Here is a 17,490-nt window from a genome sequence, read left to right on the forward strand (position 1 = left end):
TAACTATGAATAATAAAAAAGAATTCATGTCTGGTTTTCAAGATTTCGATAACACAGATGCAAGTACACAAAAAATACAAAAAAAACAAATGGTTCTTGGTGTAGGCTTAGGGAACAACTTTGGTATCCATCAAGGCGCATGGCGTATGCCGCACGCCGATCCTAATGATTACACGAACATCAATGCCGCTGTAAAACAGGTACAGGCAGCTGAACGCGGTGGACTTCAGTTCATCTTCTTGTCTGACTTTTTCTTTATAAAGGAGGATTTGAGGGAAACACCCCCAATAATTAGTTTAGATGTACTGATTACTCTTGCTGCAGTATCACAGGCTACTGAGCGCATCGGATTAATCGGCACAGTATCTACTTCTTTCACTGAACCTTACTTGCTGGCACGACAACTCAAGGCACTCGATGTCATCAGCCGTGGCCGTATTGGATGGAATGCTGTCCCGAGCTACGACGCTGAATCATTCGCGAACTTCGGCAAGCCTCTACCGCCCCGTGAGAAAAAGTACGAGCGTCTCCATGAAGTGGTACAAATCGTCCAAGCACTTTGGGGTAGCTGGGAATATGAGGCGGGTCAGCCTGACCAAACTGGCATGTTCGCTGATCCTACTCATGTTCGACCAGTCAACCTTAAAGGTCAACACGTCGGAACACGTGGTCCGCTTCCAATCCCGCCGTCTGATCAAGGTCAGCCTGTCGTTGTTATGCCTGCTGGCAGTAGCTACGGCCTACAAGCAGCTGCTATGTATGCCAATGTCATTATTGGAAGACCATCAAGTATCGAAGAGAGTAGAGCTTTACGTAACACTGTACGAAATGCCGCAGAAAAAGCAGGTCGTAACCCTGATGAAGTTAAGCTAATCACATTCGCTGGTTTTACTATCGGTGATACAAAACGCGAAGCACTTGATAAACGTGCTGCACTCGATGATAAGATAGACATCCGCGGTCAGCTAAGACTCCTGAGTGCTTACCTTGGTCTGAATGAGGAACTCACTCAGCCTGACGAACCACTTACAGAAGCACAGCTTGCTGCAGTTCATGCACACCCATTAGATGCTACATCTCAACATGTAGTAGAGCTAGCTAAAGCAGGATGGTCTCCACGCGATATTCTTGCTCATGCCGTGTTAGAGCCATACCCAACGGTAGTTGGCACTGGCGAGCAGGCAGCTGACCTTCTACAAGAGTGGTATGAAGCAGATGCAACAGACGGCTTCCTACTTATTATCGATGATTTTAACACTGGAATAGATGACTTTGTAGATCACGTCGTACCAGTCTTGCAAGAACGTGGCATCTTCCATAAAGACTATGAAGGAAGAACCTTCCGTGATCACTTCGGACTACCATCACAATATGGACTCGATCCACGTATCATAACTAAATAGGTGGAAGAAGACAACTGTGAAGTATAATCAGACTCTAAGAAATAATCAAAAAAACGAATCGATGTTTAATTATAATGAAAGTAGATATTCAATTCACTTCATCGTTGAATACATTCAAGAAGTAGTTTGTCGGAGGGCAGCTACTTCTTTTTTATTAAACTAACGGGCAGGTTAGTTGAATAAATTGAGGAGAGTAGGTAGGTTGATGTGTCGGATATACAAAAATTATTTGCACAGCAGTTTTTTTATCAATCCAAAATCATCATTTAAAACAACTACCTGAGTTTTCATTCAAGTAGGCGCCCGTATTAAAAAAATGATAAGTGAATAACTGCTGATGATTATGAAACGCATTATATATACAACTACACACCGCTAAATTATTTAGATAACGAGACAGCTGGCTACATTCGGCTGCTTTTCATTGAGATAATGGGAATCATCTATGACGGTAAAAAAACTCGGACTGTAGACTGAGCTATTAATCAGACTCAAGGTTGTTTTTAGGCACTCCATTCTCCTAGTAACATAAAGATACAACTTAATGGAAGGGAATGATTATTATGCTCAACAAGAGGATTCCGCCTGAGGTAAAATTTTAACGATCCTTTTGGTTGGAATTGGAACAGTTACCTTAATGATTGATCCAATCATTTGGCTGTTTGAAGGAAATTCTCTTGATAAAGTCTATACTGAAATGACGATATATTCCGGCTTATTTGGGATAAGTCGAATCGTTCATTTGGTATCAGCACTTACAGCATTGGTTTTGATGTATCTTCTATCTGCCAACAAATATTTTCGAGCAACTGACACTTTATAATTATTAGAATTTAAACTAACGGGAAACATTACCTTAATTACGATAGGAAGACAGCAGGTCATCATGAGTGGTTGTCTTTTTTAGTGAGAATGCTCATATTCTTCACTCATAACATCTGAACAATCTCATGTGAAAACATGAGATTGTGTACTAACATAGGCACAAGTTTTTTCTTATACTGAATGCACCGCATAAGTAAGATTGGCAAAGGGGGCTATTATGAGAAAAGAATATTCAAAGAAAGATGAGTTTGTTACAGGCCTAATTCTGCTCGGGTTATCCTTATCCCTAACAGGCTGTCTTATTTATTGGTACTTCGGCAACCCTGAAGAATTCATTGAAAGAAGATTAGGTATTAACCCGGAATCTTTTAATAATCCTTATGTATGGATACTCGCTCTAATTATAGCTGCCGGGTATATTGTATATACAGCCAAGGTTATCCCTTTTGTCCGGGCACATTTAACAACATTTTCGTGGTTAAAAGTAATTGGCATTTGGGCTGCATTAGTATCTAGTACAGTGGAAGAAATTTTATTTAGACATGTGTTAATGGATTGGTTCAACGAATTAGAACTCTCGATTGTTATTCAAGTGCTTGCTTCGGGGATCATTTTTGGTATTGCGCATGGTGCATGGATAATGCTTAGAGGAGAGTTTAGAATTGCTTTGCCGGTAATTTTGTCTACGGCTGTACTTGGTTGTTTATTAGCTGTTCTCTACGTTATTGCTGATCGAAATGTACTTGCTCCCATAATAGCTCATATACTAATAAACGTTATGATTGAGCCTTGGCTAATGCTATCAGCAGTTACAGGTAAGTGGGATAGTGAGGAAGCAACAAGTCGATCGATTTAGACCTTGAATATAAAAACGCGTTCATTACTAGCAGCTGGCTAATTGTGTAAGTCGCCTTTGTTAAACTAACGGGAAACGTTAGCTTAATAATACAAAGATAGGAGCTGATCAATGTGATCGGCTGCTTTTGTTAACTAACGGGCAAATTAGTTTAAGGACAAGGGAATAACATACCTCAAATAGAATACTTTATTTCTAAAAGGGAAGGGAACACATTGAGTAATATGATTGATGAATAAGAGACAATTTATAGAGATGACAGTTAAAGAACGTTCTGTAGTAGTTGTCGAGGGACAAGAACATGTACCGATTACCGTATTGGACAAGAAAATGTTCCTATTGCCGATTAGGCGGCATTCATATGTAAATAATAACAATGGAAACAATTTATGATATTATGATTATTAAATCAGGCGGGTGATTATGGATATTAATGTCGAGGGACAAGAACATAGTCCCATTGAAGTCGCTAATTTAGCGGCTTTTTTATTTTATCGGTACAAGTTCTTGTCCCAAGCCAAGGACAAGAACTTGTACCGATTGCCGGAATGGACAAGAACATAGTCCGTTTACCGATTAGATGGATATCTAAATATTAAGCAGATACACTTAGAACATCTTAAGTACCATAATAAATGAAAATATCCCCATGTTATGGAACAACATCTGCACTTGCCGATTGAGATTGAGGACAGTACTAGGTCAGTAATGAGTTCAAAATATCATTTTCAGCGCATGTTCATGCAGTGACCGCAACTCAGTACAGAGGAATAGGCGTCTTATGCTTGCGGCGCAGGAGTTAGCGGGAACGGATTAACAATGAATAAAATGGGGTAAATCATCTGTTTTGGTATTAATTTCGTTTTACTTGTAATTAGTTAATATGTTAAGTTCTTAATCACGTCTTTTTTAAAGATTCTGGATAAAAAGGAGTGAATACATATTCTATCTCAACACTTTAAATGGCGTTAATTTTTTTCTAGGAGGATTTTTGTTGAAGAAGAAGGGGTTTCTTGGCGCTTTAATATTTTTAACTTTTATGATTAGTTTTGCGGTGATAATAGGGACGGGATTCAGTGATGAAACTGGAACGAAAGTTCAAAGTAATGGCGAAATTACCATGAATGCAACTGAGGAGTACGTAGATGCTCTCCCTGATGATCTCAAAAACGATCTAAACCAACAATTGAATAGAGAGACAATTGATAATCAGAGAACATTTCTGAGAACAACGGTCACTAATAATAATGATATTAACCTTCAGCTCACAATGACACCAGAAGGCGAATTCTTCTCTGTCAAAGGATCTGGCAGTATCACTTTATTAGGAGAAACAAGTAAGTTAACTTTAAATGAGTCTATAATTTCTAAGGCTAAACTGGGATCAGGAGAAACTTTTGTATATGGACCTTTAGATGCTAAGATGACACTTGGAACTGGGGAAACAAAAGATATTATTATAGGGATAGGAGCTATTGTTGAAACTGGTCAGAGGTACTTTAGTTTGACAATGGGCAATCTGGGAGACAAAGAACTAACTTATCTAACATTTGGAGATACGAGCTTCCTAAATGAAGAGATACAAAAAATACAACTTGAGAACGCAGGTGGTTAAGTATGAATAATTGTAGAAAGTTGATTTTTTTGGGACTCAGTGTAGCTCTTGTCAGTGCTTTATTTCTTCCTTTTAGTAATATTTCTCATGCTGCTTCTTCTTCTGACGGAGAATATTGGTATAAGGGTGAATCATATGCAAATTTACTCCACTGGGATAATAGCAATGTGAATTCTAACGATACTTCATTGAGCACAGCAGTAGTTACTGCAAAGGCTAATTACAATCCTAAAATTGATCGTGGCAAGGAAAGTATAACAGCCTGGTCACGTCTAGATACAATAAATAGACTTTATCCAAGTCCATTATACTATCCAGCACAAGTAAATGAAATTGAAGTGAAATTTCGGGTTATGGATTTATCAACCGATTTTGATATCTACAGTACAGTACCAAAGCATAACATAACAGAATACACAGTAAACCCTTACCTCTCTGGAGGCGTGGGTATGATGTTTACTATTTTGAATTATGCTATCCCTGGATCTGACATTATTGCAGCTCCATTTGATATGGTTATGAATAATATTAAAGTTCAAAAAGGTACAGACACTTCAGGAGGAACAGGAACTATACAATCTGTTAAGTTTAAGTTGCCTGATTCGAATAAGTCTTCGCTACCAAATAGCATTAGCTATAAAGAAGCAGACTATAAAACTAAGGGAGTTGGGAAAGAAAAGGGTGTGACAGCTTCTTTCTCATATGATATGTTTAGCAGCAGTAAGAAAGTTATTGTGACCCCTCAAACAAAAATAAAATACTCCATACATCCTATTCCTTTTGGCGGTTCATACTTTCCAACAATTTATGCTTCAAGTAATACAGCTTACTTTAATCACACTATAAATTAAATATATTTGATTGGACTGTAGAAATGAGAAAAAACTCCTATAAACTCGTTCTGATTGCATCCATTTTTCTGAATGTATTGCTCGTTATTCTCTCGTATAACAATCATTTAAACAAACAACGTGATTATGCATCTGGAGATCCTTCAGCCTATAGAACCTTTATACATGGATTGACTTATTTTAGTGAATCGATAGGTACTTTAAAAGCTGAAAATTCTAAATCTGAAAATACGAATATTCTTATTAATGCAAAAGAGCGGTTAAACCTTGCAATGAATTCTTATATTAAATTTGAGAATTCTATGGCTTCAACGAATCTCGAATCCTCAATCCTTGATGACAAAGTGGCGATGGTTAATGAATCCATGTTTAAGGTACTTTCTTCCTATGTACGAGGAGAATATGATTTACAACAAATCAATCAATTCAAAAAGCAGGTGGATGAATTGCTGAATAACCTGCCTAAATCTTATGATACAAAGATGAAAGAAGATTTTATAAAAACCATTAATAATCTTTCTTATTAAGTCAGAACACGAGAGCTTAAGTAAAGACCGTTTTTCAAGATATTCTTGGGAAACGGTCTTTACAGCTTTTTTAAGAGCAAATTTTAATAATACAAACTCATGTCCTTAGCCGATGATGATCAAGAAGGTGGGGCATAATTTAAGGAACAATGTTTTTGTTTGTCAAAATTGTCGAGGGACAAGAACTTGTACCGATTGCCGGAATGGACAAGAACGTAGTCCGATTCCCGATTAGATGTATATCTAAACATTGAGCGCATGCACTTAAACCCTCATTAAATAACATAATACATGAAAGTGTCCACATTCTTATGGGACAACTGACACGATGTAAAGGTAAACAGGGGTAATTAGGTATTAAAAAAAGCGTAATATCATACTGAAAATAGCTGTTGAGGACAAGAACATAGTCCTATTGCAAGGCGTATATCTAATCGTTATTTTTAATTCATTAAGCTAACGGGCAGGTTAGTCTAATAACTTTATTTTAAACCAATGGTATCTCGTTCCAGAATGTAAGAGAAGTGTACGAATCCATTCATGAACAATCGACGCTGCATAGAAGATACAGTCTGTGGTCTTATATTTGGATCAACCTTCGAGGATTGAGTGTTATGTGAAACAGGTTCATATCCTAAATTTTGATTTAATAGGTCTCCACGCTTGATCGGATGTTTTTGTCCGAATAGATTACAAATTTTCCACAAAGAACTTTCTTAATTTAGAGAAAGGTATTTTCTCCATCTGATCATATAGAGTACAATGTCCAGCTTCTTTCACAATATACAGTTCCTTAGGTTCTTTAGCTTGTTCATACGCCCTAACACTCTCTGGTTTTGTCTCTGCCTTATCGCCTGCAATTATTAGTAATGGTCTAGGCGAAATTTCATCGATATATTGCAGCATTTTTGTTGTCATAAAAGATAATGGCATTGTAGCATTCCATGCACCATTTGAAAGAATTGAATTTTCATGGAATCCTCGTTCTGTGCGATAGAAATTATATACGTCTTTGGCTTCATCGGATTCATTCTCCGGATATCCATCAGGGAATCTATCAGGGCCTAAAGCATTAGTTTGAGTTTCAGCATCAATCCAACGTTGTTGCGCTTGAAAATTTAAAATAGCAGTTCTTTGATCTGTTGGTAATTCTGCCATTCCTGAAGATAATTCATACATGGAAACAGTAGCCACAGCTTTAACTCGCTTATCAACCGAAGCTGCATTCAATGCAAATCCACCCCAGCCACAAATCCCGATCATGCCAATACGTTCACGGTCGATATTAGGCCGAATTCCTATTGCATCAACAGCTGCCATAAAATCTTCAGTGTTGATATCCGGTGCTGCAGTGTTACGTGGCGTTCCGCCGCTTTCCCCCGTGTATGATCCATCAAAAGCAAGTGCAGCAAACCCAAGGGAGGCCATTTCATTTGCATAGCGGCCAGATGCTTGTTCTTTGACAGCACCGAATGGTCCACCGATTACAAGTCCAGGGAGTGCACTGTTATCTGCATCTTTAGGTAAATACAAATCTCCAGCTAATTGTATGCCAAAGCGGTTCATAAAACGGATCTCTGTTCTTGTAACTTTTTCATGAAGTCCGAAAGTAAATTTCCTCATTTTTATTTCCTCCTATAATAACTTCCTATTTTTTATTTTTCTTTAGATGGTGATAGTAAAGTAGCATAGTTTTCGATCTTATAGTTGGCAAGTTCAAGGGCTTGATCCAATTCTTTGGATTTTTCAATTAATTGAGCTCTTTGCTCTTCCAAAATTTTTTTTCTTTTTTCTAACGTACAGTCACCTTCTAAAGAAAGTGCCGTATATTCTTGAATGCGTTCGATAGGTACTCCTATTTCTCTCAGACATTTCACATAACGAATCCAATCAATATCTTGTTGTGTATATTCGCGGTATCCGGAATCATTTCGCTGTATAGACGATAAGATCTTCATACTTTCCCAATATCGAATGGTTTCTGGTGGTAACTTGAAGTACTCGGACACTTCTTTGATCTTAATGTGTAGCCCTCCTTCTCTTGTGGAATAATTTCATGTTACAACATTGAAGTAACTTTAAGGCAACACCTTTTTGCAACCTGTTTTTTTCGTTCCAGTTTATTATTTCATTTAAATAGTCTTACCGTAGTCTGTACAATATTAATGTTCCCACAGTGCGCTTTCTGTATGAGAAAAGGGCTTGGTAAACTGTAAATTATGCGATTTCTCTCTGCTGTTTAAACGAACGAGGAATGTTACTGGGTTCAATATGGTTTGGAGAAGCTAGCAGAGAGTAAAGAGAAGGGCAAATTCGACGTAGGATAGCCTATTGAACTAACGGGAGATGATAGCATAAAAAAACTAAAGGAGGGCAGCGGATCAAATGATCGGCTGCTTTTTTTTCAACTAACGGGCAGATTTCGTTAGGTATAGGAATCTTGTATACTTGATAGGGAAATTGTCTTTGGAAGGAGTTTTCAGGTGGACTCAATCATCATAACGCCGAATGTCGGCATCGGTCCTTTTCGACTGGGAATGTGCAAGGAAGAGGTGGAGCAGATTTTTCGGAATCTGGACCATTGGAGAGCTAATGATGGTATACCTGGTAATCCTAGCTATATCGAGATGCTGTTTATACGTGAACATCTCGAATACGATGCCAATGAGCGGGTGAGGTTCATTCAGCTAATAAATCCGCATTACTCGGGCCACTTCTGCATTCCTTGCCTGTTTCAAGGCGTGGACGTCTTCAAGACCAAAGCAGAAGATTTGATCCACACGTTTAAAAAAAGTATCCAATGGTCGGAGATGTTGATCCGAGGACGGGTTTTTCCTTTGCCATTCAAGAACTTGAGCTGTGTTTCTGGAGAGAAGGCATTATGAATGATGAAATCATGAAAGACCCGGAATTTCTAGAGATGAGCGAGGAGAATCAGGAGCTCGAGAAGCGGTATTTCTATTTTACGACCGTCTCGATTGGAGCGGGTGGATATTTCGACTTCATGGGTGACTCCCCCAGTTAATAAGCAATCTTACTCTTGGGACCAGTGAAAACGTGGGCTAGGTTCGAAGAGCATAAACATAATTCGTTAGACTTACGGGAAACATGGAGTAGTTTGCCGGTTGTGGAGCCCTGCTCCATGTTCTTTAAGCTAACGGGCAGGTTAGTTGAATGAGTGATAGTATAAAGGATACCCAGATACTAGGAGGATTCACATGTTGTCTTTTCCAGCTGAAACTAGTCGTAAAGAAAAATTAGATTTTATAAATGAGATAAAGAACAAGTTATTAGAAAAATACGATAAGGACATCGAGGCTATTGGTATTTATGGTTCAGTTGCTCAAGCAAAAGAGGGGCCTTATTCAGATATAGAATTGCACATCATTAGTAGAGATGGAGCGAATATACCTAACCGTGAATTAATTTATCATCCCTATAAACTAGAGATTTCTACAAAACAGAAATCCGAATGGTTTCATCAGGCTAGCGTGGTGGAGGACGGATGGGCGATTAGAACAGGGAGCTTAGTACATATTACCTCCCTATACGATCCAAATGGCATATTTTATAAGGCTAGGAGATTGCACTCTCAGTACCTGATGAAAAGTTTAGAGAAGTAATTGCAGAATTTATGATTTGGGAGCCATATGAAACGATGGGCAAGATCCGAAATGCCAAGGTTTCGAATAACCTCTCTTATCTTCCCCGTGCTGTGTTTGATTTCACATGGCAAATTGCTAAATTGATTGGATTGTTGAACAAACAATATTATACTAGTAGATCCGTAACCCTGGAAGAATCTATAGAACAGCCTATCAAGCCAGAAGGATATGTTGAATTAGCATCAAAAGTAATATGTGGTGAGCTGGCTGACAAGGATGAACTGTATCTATTTTGTGAGAACTTATGGTTTGGTTTAAATAAATTGCTTGAGGACTTAAGAATAGAATATCGTAGTGATATTCTAGAATTGTGAAAGTCTAATACAAAAGAATTACTTAAAGCGTAGAAATACCGCGAGTTGACAGAGTATTGAATGCTCCCCCACTTAGCTAACGCTTGAAGTGGGGATTCTTGCGAACAGAAAAGGTTCCTCTTCTTTTTTTGCAAGCGATCCCTTCGTTCCCGCAGCTCTAGCGTTCGGTTAGGTGGCGGTTAAACCGCTGCTTGTGCAATAATATTATGAGCGGCGTTTTCATCACGGTCATGAGCGTACCGCAAGCGATATACGTCCATTGCCGAACCGCAAGATTCTTTACTTCAGGGTGGATCCTGCCACACACGCACGTTGTGCAAAAAGTCCTTTCGCTGATTTGCTGTGGCAGGTAAGAAATCCTTTTATTTCATTATTGGAATTAATGTAGGTCTTTCAAAAGACGTTTCAGTAGGCTGAACGATTGATAGTAAAGAATTAAATTCGGTTATGTCGCTCCCCGCCTGTTATTTGGGATGCTCTTAACCTTTTCTTCTTCTGTAGTAGCATAAATGCCAGTAGTAGAAGTGGAATAAGGATTTGAAACAAAGGGGAGACCCACCTAACTGTAACGTTTAGACCTAGCCATATGTACTCTGTGTACCTAGGCGACAGAAAGGAAAGGAAGTAAATCGTTATGCCTGTAGGTAAGATTAATAATTTGTACTTAATCTTTGTAATCCGGCTTAAACCTGTTACAGCCCCAATAAAGAAAGCTGCCATCTTGATACCCAAACCTAAAAAAAGGACTAGTGCAAATAGGGCATCCATCCTTTCTAGAACTCCTGCAAATTGAATAAGTTGGACCGTTTCGAGTAATGGAGTTGAAGCATTGGTAGCTATGGATGGTCCAAGAACAAAAATGTTGATTTGATTTATTAAAGTTAAAATTATTGAGACTACACCATATGCACTTAAAAGAGCTTTATTAAACTTGGAATCATGCTCAGAGAGTTTAAAAAAAACTAAGAACAAGACCGTCTGTCCAAACGGGAAGGAGACGATATCCGGAAAGGCTGCACTCCATACAGGAGGCAGGCCTTTTTCGAGAATGGGTTGCATATTTTCAACGTGTAATAGGCCTGCTGCGGTGATTAAAACGATCAACACAGTGTAACTTAGAATAAAAATGGGGAAGAGGATGGTACAGGTTTTCATAAGCACTTCAGGACCATATCTAACCGTGTTTCCAACGACTAAGATGGCCACAAGCATAATAACGGCGATAGGCGTCCTATTTAGTAATGTGAGAACCGTCACTTCTCCCATGTCGCGTAAATTGCGGGAAGTTTCGTACATGAAATAGATAGCAAAAAAGAAGCTGAGTACACTGCCAGGTATTTTGCCTATATAATACTGTAAGAGCTCGTATAGGTCCCTGCCCTTGTCCAAATGATGTATCCAAAGGTACATTAAGAGAAGGAAAAAACCTATAGCTGCCCCAATGAGCATAGCCATCCATGCATCCTGTTTAGCACTTCCTCCCAATAGAAATAACGTGGTACTCCCTACTTCGAACAAGGAGAAAGTGATAACCAGATCAGATAATTTCGGTGTCAATTTGCTCAAGACGGATCACCTCACTATATGTCTTTCGTTTAGTCTAAATTGCGAAACGAATTTTGTAACATTCCCGGGCGCTTAATGATTACTTTAACGTGGATATTGAGTTCCATTTTTTTGAATTCATTTTTCCAATCATCTTTTATCTCCTGCCAATGTTTCGGGTATTTCTGATGAACTGTATCGGCAAATCCCCCTAAATCGGTTCCAAGACGTTGCATGATTTTCCAACTGGCAGTTATCTCTTCTTTAATATCCTTCCCAGCTTGATCTTCAATCTGTTTGACCATGGTATCTTTTGATAAGTTTAGTTTCGACTCGGATTCGCTGATATTTGCTTTAGCTTTAACATGAATGTTCATCACATAGTGATCACCACTTTTAACTAGATGTTGCTTGGTTTTTGAGGTTAAGATGGTAAGAGCGATGGGTTCTTCACGTTTTTGCTCTGATGTAGATATTGAAATGACAGTTCCTTTTACTTTATTTATAATCCAGCTAAGGCCTCGACTCTCATGTTGATTCATACGTCCGACCATTCGATCATTTTGAATAATAGCGAGCCCCGAGAGTCTTAATTTGTTAGCTTGCGAAACCTCTTTATACGTGTCCATGGTTTCTAACGTCTTTTCTTTCTCGGTGTTTCCTTTTCCAGAGACCGTTATAATCGGGATACCTATGGCCTTGGCATCCGACTTCATTGTACGGGCATAGTCGAATATTGTAGCAGGTGGGAATATAGAAGAATTATCTGCTTCTTTACGAAGAATTTGATCTATACTCGTACCAGGTATTTTCTCGGGAGGAATCAGTTTACGAAGAATACTGCCAGCTTTTTGATCCGACACGATTAACCAGACGGTTTCGCGGGACTCTGCTGTACGTAAATAGGTATCGATTAGTTGATTGATTCCCTGATCCATAGCCTCTTTTCCAATCACAACAACATTGTTATGTGCAAAATAGAGTCTTCGGGGATTTTCTAAATTGCTTAAATTGGCCGCTTCAGATATAGTTCTACCGACTGAAGAGAATACATTTACTGCAGGTTGAGAAGACCCGGATCCACCCCCAGTATTGGAAGTGATTGAAGACGGTACAATGACTTGATACGTGGCTACCCAATCATTACCTGTACGATCAAACCCTGTTGCAGATGTAATACCAATTTCATTGAGCTCGGTTCGATTCCAGCATCCCGAGAGAAGCAATGTAAAACAACCCAACATACATATTTTCTTGATTATCATTGGTCTTCATCCCCTTGATCACGTGTTAATTGAGGATTAGGTTTTTGATTAGATCCTTGTCTTACAGGGTTCATTTGACTAATCAAGGCAGGCCTTGTTCGCATGCTCCACCAAGGAAAACGTAATACAAAATCCTTCATATTTTGAAGTTTGAACGGCGCTGCTGGAAGAAGGTAGGGAACCCCAAATGTTTGTAGGGAAACTAAGTGAACTAAGATGGGAACCAGCCCAGCTAAAATTCCAAATAGACCAAGAGACCCTGCCAGTAACATTAAGCTAAAACGCAACAAGCGTACTGCAGCAGCCATGTTGATGGCTGGCATCACGAAGTTTGATATAGCTGTAAAGGAAACGACAATGACCATAGCTGCAGATACAAGTCCTGCTTGAACAGCTGCCTGTCCTAGTACTAACGCTCCAACAATAGAAATGGCTGGACCGATGGCCCGAGGCATACGCACCCCGGCTTCTCGAATCACTTCGAATGTCAACTCCATTAAAAATGCCTCAATGAGGGCAGGGAGAGGTGTATTTTCCCTCTGGGCAGCTAGACTAATTAACAAAGTAGTTGGCAACATCTCCTGCTGGAACGTAGTGACTGCAATAAAAATGGAGGGTAACAGTAGAGCAACTAAAAAAGAGGAGAAGCGAATTATCCGTAAAAATGAGGCGATATCATACCTTTGGTAATAATCCTCACTTGAGATAAAGAACCTAAAAAAAGTTACAGGAGCTAGTAGAACAAAGGGAGTCCCATCAACGATTATCGCAACTAATCCTTCTAATAATCCTCCAGCAACTGCATCCGGACGCTCGGTGTTCATAAGTGTTGGGAATGGTGTATACACACCATCTTGAATAAATTCTTCAATATATCCACTTTCGAGAATGCTATCTGTTTCAATGGATAGTAATCTTTTTTTCACTTCACGGACCACTTCTGGTTCAGCGATCCCTTGAATAAATGCGACAGACACCTTTGTTTTTGTATATTCTCCGATCGTTTGGGGGTCAAAACGCAAATCTGGAGTACGTAAAATTCTTCGTAGTAAAGCCATGTTTGTGGATATGTCTTCTGTAAAACCTTCTTTGGGTCCGCGTAGAACAGTCTGGGATGTAGGTTCCTCAACAGATCTTCGTGCCCCACCTCCAATAGAAACAGTAAACACTGTGTTTCCTTCACCGACTAAGATGACTGCTTGGCCTTCAAGAACAGATACCAGAAGTTGATTTTTATCAATTGCCTTTAAACTTCCCATAGGAAGGTGGTTCTTAATCCATGTGATCGGTTCGTCTTCAGAGCTAATGGCACTATTCGCTAATACATCTAACATCGCAGTGAGTAACTGTTGATCTATAAGGCCATCGATGTAAATGATGGTCACATCGATATTGGTATACTCTTTAAAACCAGCAAGGGAACGGATGATCACGTCAGGGCTTTCGCCTAGCTTTTGTTGTATCCAATCGAGTGTATTCAATTCCTGAAAATCTTGTTGATCTTGGGGACATCCTTCACTGGAATGGCTACTCAGGTATCTCCTGTTTCCATTAGATGATTTAAAGTTTTTTAATTTTTGAAAGAAGCTCATAAAAAACCTACTTTACAATTTTTTTTAATATTTGTTATTTCAGTAACTTTTATTCAGTTACCACGCTGTACAAAGGTTTTAAAGCTTCGAATAATGAGCAAACAACCCAAACCATATAATTTGGGTGTAGTTAAACCGTAGGTATGTTAGATTCTAGACTCTTCAGTGACTTGGGTGAGTAATGGGGAGTCCCAACCCTTTCTTGACAGTATAATTGAATATTTTTAGGACCTCCTTGCATACTACATCAAGTAATCCAAACCACATTTAGGAGGCTACTCACCTTGAATCAATTTTCGCAGTCCCAACACATTACCCAACTGGCTCAGCAGCTCACGCAGCAAACTCAACAGGCTTCCATACAGTATCAGCAGCTTCTGAGGCAGGAACAAAGCAATGCACAACAGCTAGAACAACTCGCTCAACGCGAGCAGCAAGCGGTTAATCTTATTCAAACAGCTCTTCAAGGGCACCAAACAGCTATCCAACAATTGCAGCAAATTGCTAATATTGCCCAACAATTAGCTAACACAACTCAACATACACCTTTTGTGGAGCAACCACAGAACAATCCTGTAATTGGTTCCCCAGTACAGACTTTCGGGCAATTTTCAAACCAGCATCGTTAACAATAACTATACAAAAAAGGTACCTAAATCAATGGTTCCTTTTTTTGTAAACAGTCACTACCTCTAAAAAAGAAATAATCTTAAGTGTTTAGATCGTGATCAGGGAGCGGTTTGACGAGTTGGAGAAATTCTTTTACGAGCTGCTACGCAAGGGTCATGAGACGGGAGAAATCACGCCTGAGAGAGATATTAAGACTTTATCGAAATCTGCTCTCAAAGCTGAATCATAGTATAAATATCATGGCGAAGGTGCAAGGGGACCGCAGCAAGATGCAGCAGGTTACATAACCGGGGTTTGTCTTCATTGTGAGGTGCAGATACCACAGTCTCATGCCGAGGGACAAGAACAAAGTCAGAGTGCCGATTAGACATATATCTAATTATTAACTTAGCCGTTAATTTAGCATGAACAAACCACAAAGACAAATATTCTATTTGGGGAAAAGATTGAAAAACTCCCCAGTCCCAGGCTCTCATGGACAAGAACATGTTCCCACTTAGATAAAAATCTAAGTGGAGCAAAGAACCAGAAGCAGTTACCTCAGGCAGGCAATACTGCTCCTTCTAATATAGGATATCCTTTCAAACACCGTGCTTTATTAAACTCCAAATGCGTTCAAACCGCTCTTGGTAGTCTGGTGAATTCCAGGATTCTTTAAAAGAGGGAAGACTAAATACTGCAAAAGCAGATAGGATTGCCTCTGCCCGCTCATAGTGAGGGTCGTTATAACCCATAAACCCATCAATAATTAGATATGAATCCCAGAGGACATCTCGTAATACCCGTGGATTACTATCCACATATTGTGTATTCAAAGAGAACATTTTGGGATTCTCATTATAAGCGCGTTTTTTGGCATTCACAAATGCCCAAAGCCAGTCGTGGAGCACTTCCTGAGGTGAAGCCAAATAAACCATATTTATATTGATTTGTTCTGAAATCATCCGATTGAACCAGTTTTTAGCTACAGCTGCCCAGAGTTCTTGTTTATTTTTAAAATGCTTATAGAGTGCTGCATGAGTAATATTCAATTCATCCGCTATTTGTGAGAGCGTCACTTCGGATTTCTCCGTGCGCTCAATTAATGCCTCGGCTGTTTCAATAATAAGCTGCTGCGTGATTTTAGCCATTTGTTATGGCAGGTGAATATAGGGCTTTTTGAAGCGACCAATTACTGCTGTACCCCAGTCTCACACCGTTTTGCCGAACCCTTCTTTCGTTAGTTAGTCTTTACCAACCGGTAATCATACCTTTAATTTATTTTAGCATATAAAATATGTAGTAACAAACGTTGACTTTTGTAACTAATAATATTATGCTTGCTGTATAAGTTACAAAATTAAATAAATGTTACTTGGTGATGCGTATAGGAGGATATTTTTATGAAAGCAGCACAGATTACCCAATATTCAAAACAGCTTAAAGTTGAAGTGCGCGATATCCCAGTCCCGGAAATAACGGATCACGAAGTTTTGGTTAAGGTGAAAGCTGCGGCGGTCAACCACTTGGAACTGCTTATCGCTACTGGAAGCGTGAAGTTAATCCAGGACTATGCGTTCCCACTGACACTCGGTAATGAGCTCTCAGGTATTGTAGAGAAGATTGGCAAGAACGTCACTGGTTTCAAAGTTGGTGATGCGATTTATACACGGCTCCCGCTGCAAAAAATCGGTGCGTTTGCCGAATACGCTGCGATTCATGCGGATGCCATCGCTCATTTACCGGGTAATCTGGATTTTGTAACCGGTGCAGCTGCACCTTTAACGGGATTGACAGCCTATCAAAGTTTGCATGAAGAGCTGGCTGCAAAAGCTGGAGAAAGCTTGTTCATTCCCGGAGGCTCTGGTTCATTTGGCCAAATGGCTATTCCTATCGCTAAAAGCATGGGGCTTAAGGTTATTGTTAGTGGAAGTCCAACAGCGCGCGAACGTACAATGGCCGCTGGAGCGAGTCAATACATTGACTACAAGACTGAGAACTATTGGGAACGACTTCGAGATCTTGATTATGTGATCGATACCTTGGGACCCGGTGAATTTGATCATGAACTCTCTGTCATTAAACCAGGCGGTCATCTACTTTCGTTAAGGACAGGCCCTAATAAACGTTTTGCTCAAGCTATGGGCTTACCGTGGTGGAAACAAAAGCTATTCAGTATTGCCGGAGCCAATTATGATCACAAAGCAAAGAAAAAGAAAATCGAATATCATTTCGTCTTTGTACGCAGCGATGGAGAGCAATTACGGAAAATTACAAAGATTATTGAAAAGAACGGAATTGTTCCAGCGGTGGACCCCACAGAGTTTCGCATTGAAGATATCAACGAAGCTCTAACCCTTGTTGCAACAGGTCATCCTAAAGGTAAAGTTCTTATCCGATTTTAAAGAAAGTGGGTGATGATC

The 17,490-nt window shown here is 39.4% G+C and carries 17 protein-coding genes; 11 read left to right on the forward strand and 6 right to left on the reverse strand.

The features are described 5' to 3' along the window. The first annotated feature begins 5 nt into the window (after positions 1–5). From MHB82_RS31455 to MHB82_RS31475, 5 genes are all read left to right on the forward strand, one after another. Entirely contained in the window at positions 6–1,403 is a 1,398-nt protein-coding gene (locus MHB82_RS31455) for an NtaA/DmoA family FMN-dependent monooxygenase (RefSeq protein ID WP_341177020.1), read from the forward strand. Positions 1,404–2,445: 1,042 nt separating this feature from the next. Next, positions 2,446–3,084, forward strand: coding sequence for a CPBP family intramembrane glutamic endopeptidase (locus MHB82_RS31460; RefSeq protein WP_341177021.1), 639 nt, complete (start codon positions 2,446–2,448; stop codon positions 3,082–3,084). Positions 3,085–4,078: 994 nt separating this feature from the next. Further along, positions 4,079–4,699: a hypothetical protein gene (locus MHB82_RS31465; protein ID WP_341177022.1), complete on the forward strand. Its 621-nt coding sequence runs from the start codon at positions 4,079–4,081 to the stop codon at positions 4,697–4,699. A 2-nt stretch (positions 4,700–4,701) separates the two neighbouring features. Next, positions 4,702–5,550: a hypothetical protein gene (locus MHB82_RS31470; RefSeq protein ID WP_341177023.1), complete on the forward strand. Its 849-nt coding sequence runs from the start codon at positions 4,702–4,704 to the stop codon at positions 5,548–5,550. Positions 5,551–5,573: 23 nt separating this feature from the next. Further along, positions 5,574–6,077, forward strand: a complete 504-nt coding sequence (locus tag MHB82_RS31475; RefSeq protein ID WP_341177024.1) for a hypothetical protein — start codon at positions 5,574–5,576, stop codon at positions 6,075–6,077. Between the two features lie 690 nt (positions 6,078–6,767). Here the strand turns inward: MHB82_RS31475 and MHB82_RS31480 are convergent. Next, positions 6,768–7,700 carry an alpha/beta hydrolase gene (locus tag MHB82_RS31480; protein WP_341177025.1) on the reverse strand — a complete coding sequence of 311 codons (933 nt, stop codon included), beginning with the start codon at positions 7,698–7,700 and terminating at the stop codon, positions 6,768–6,770. Positions 7,701–7,732: 32 nt separating this feature from the next. Beyond that, positions 7,733–8,086, reverse strand: a complete 354-nt coding sequence (locus tag MHB82_RS31485; RefSeq protein WP_341177026.1) for a MerR family transcriptional regulator — start codon at positions 8,084–8,086, stop codon at positions 7,733–7,735. 474 nt (positions 8,087–8,560) lie between these two features. Between MHB82_RS31485 and MHB82_RS31490 the strand changes: the two genes are divergently transcribed. From MHB82_RS31490 to MHB82_RS31505, 4 genes are all read left to right on the forward strand, one after another. After that, positions 8,561–8,962, forward strand: a complete 402-nt coding sequence (locus MHB82_RS31490; protein ID WP_341177027.1) for a hypothetical protein — start codon at positions 8,561–8,563, stop codon at positions 8,960–8,962. Continuing rightward, positions 8,959–9,102 carry a hypothetical protein gene (locus tag MHB82_RS31495; RefSeq protein ID WP_341177028.1) on the forward strand — a complete coding sequence of 48 codons (144 nt, stop codon included), beginning with the start codon at positions 8,959–8,961 and terminating at the stop codon, positions 9,100–9,102. The genes MHB82_RS31490 and MHB82_RS31495 overlap by 4 nt, the downstream gene beginning before the upstream one ends. Positions 9,103–9,295: 193 nt before the next feature. Beyond that, positions 9,296–9,700 carry a nucleotidyltransferase domain-containing protein gene (locus tag MHB82_RS31500; protein WP_341177029.1) on the forward strand — a complete coding sequence of 135 codons (405 nt, stop codon included), beginning with the start codon at positions 9,296–9,298 and terminating at the stop codon, positions 9,698–9,700. Positions 9,701–9,711: 11 nt separating this feature from the next. Further along, on the forward strand, positions 9,712–10,056 hold the full coding sequence (locus MHB82_RS31505) for a kanamycin nucleotidyltransferase C-terminal domain-containing protein (protein ID WP_341177030.1): 345 nt from the start codon (positions 9,712–9,714) through the stop codon (positions 10,054–10,056). A gap of 435 nt (positions 10,057–10,491) precedes the next feature. On the opposite strand, the gene MHB82_RS31510 is transcribed toward MHB82_RS31505, so the two are convergent. Genes MHB82_RS31510 through MHB82_RS31520 form a run of 3 tightly spaced genes read right to left on the reverse strand, consistent with a single transcriptional unit; the run spans position 10,492 to position 14,458 of the window. Then, positions 10,492–11,622 (reverse strand): GerAB/ArcD/ProY family transporter, encoded by a 1,131-nt coding sequence (locus MHB82_RS31510; protein ID WP_341177031.1) that lies wholly within the window; start codon positions 11,620–11,622, stop codon positions 10,492–10,494. Positions 11,623–11,651: 29 nt separating this feature from the next. Then, positions 11,652–12,866, reverse strand: coding sequence for a Ger(x)C family spore germination protein (locus MHB82_RS31515; protein WP_341177032.1), 1,215 nt, complete (start codon positions 12,864–12,866; stop codon positions 11,652–11,654). Continuing rightward, positions 12,863–14,458 carry a spore germination protein gene (locus tag MHB82_RS31520; RefSeq protein ID WP_341177033.1) on the reverse strand — a complete coding sequence of 532 codons (1,596 nt, stop codon included), beginning with the start codon at positions 14,456–14,458 and terminating at the stop codon, positions 12,863–12,865. The genes MHB82_RS31515 and MHB82_RS31520 overlap by 4 nt, the downstream gene beginning before the upstream one ends. A gap of 284 nt (positions 14,459–14,742) precedes the next feature. Here MHB82_RS31520 and MHB82_RS31525 point away from each other — a divergent pair, with 284 nt between their 5' ends. Continuing rightward, positions 14,743–15,087, forward strand: a complete 345-nt coding sequence (locus MHB82_RS31525; RefSeq protein WP_341177034.1) for a hypothetical protein — start codon at positions 14,743–14,745, stop codon at positions 15,085–15,087. Positions 15,088–15,669: 582 nt separating this feature from the next. Here the strand turns inward: MHB82_RS31525 and MHB82_RS31530 are convergent. Continuing rightward, positions 15,670–16,218 carry a TetR/AcrR family transcriptional regulator gene (locus MHB82_RS31530; RefSeq protein WP_341177035.1) on the reverse strand — a complete coding sequence of 183 codons (549 nt, stop codon included), beginning with the start codon at positions 16,216–16,218 and terminating at the stop codon, positions 15,670–15,672. Between the two features lie 252 nt (positions 16,219–16,470). Between MHB82_RS31530 and MHB82_RS31535 the strand changes: the two genes are divergently transcribed. Beyond that, positions 16,471–17,472, forward strand: coding sequence for an NADP-dependent oxidoreductase (locus MHB82_RS31535; protein WP_341177036.1), 1,002 nt, complete (start codon positions 16,471–16,473; stop codon positions 17,470–17,472). The last annotated feature ends 18 nt before the right edge of the window (positions 17,473–17,490 follow it).

The sequence above is a fragment of the Paenibacillus sp. FSL K6-2862 genome, from assembly GCF_038005125.1.
Lineage (GTDB): Bacteria > Bacillota > Bacilli > Paenibacillales > Paenibacillaceae > Paenibacillus > Paenibacillus illinoisensis_A.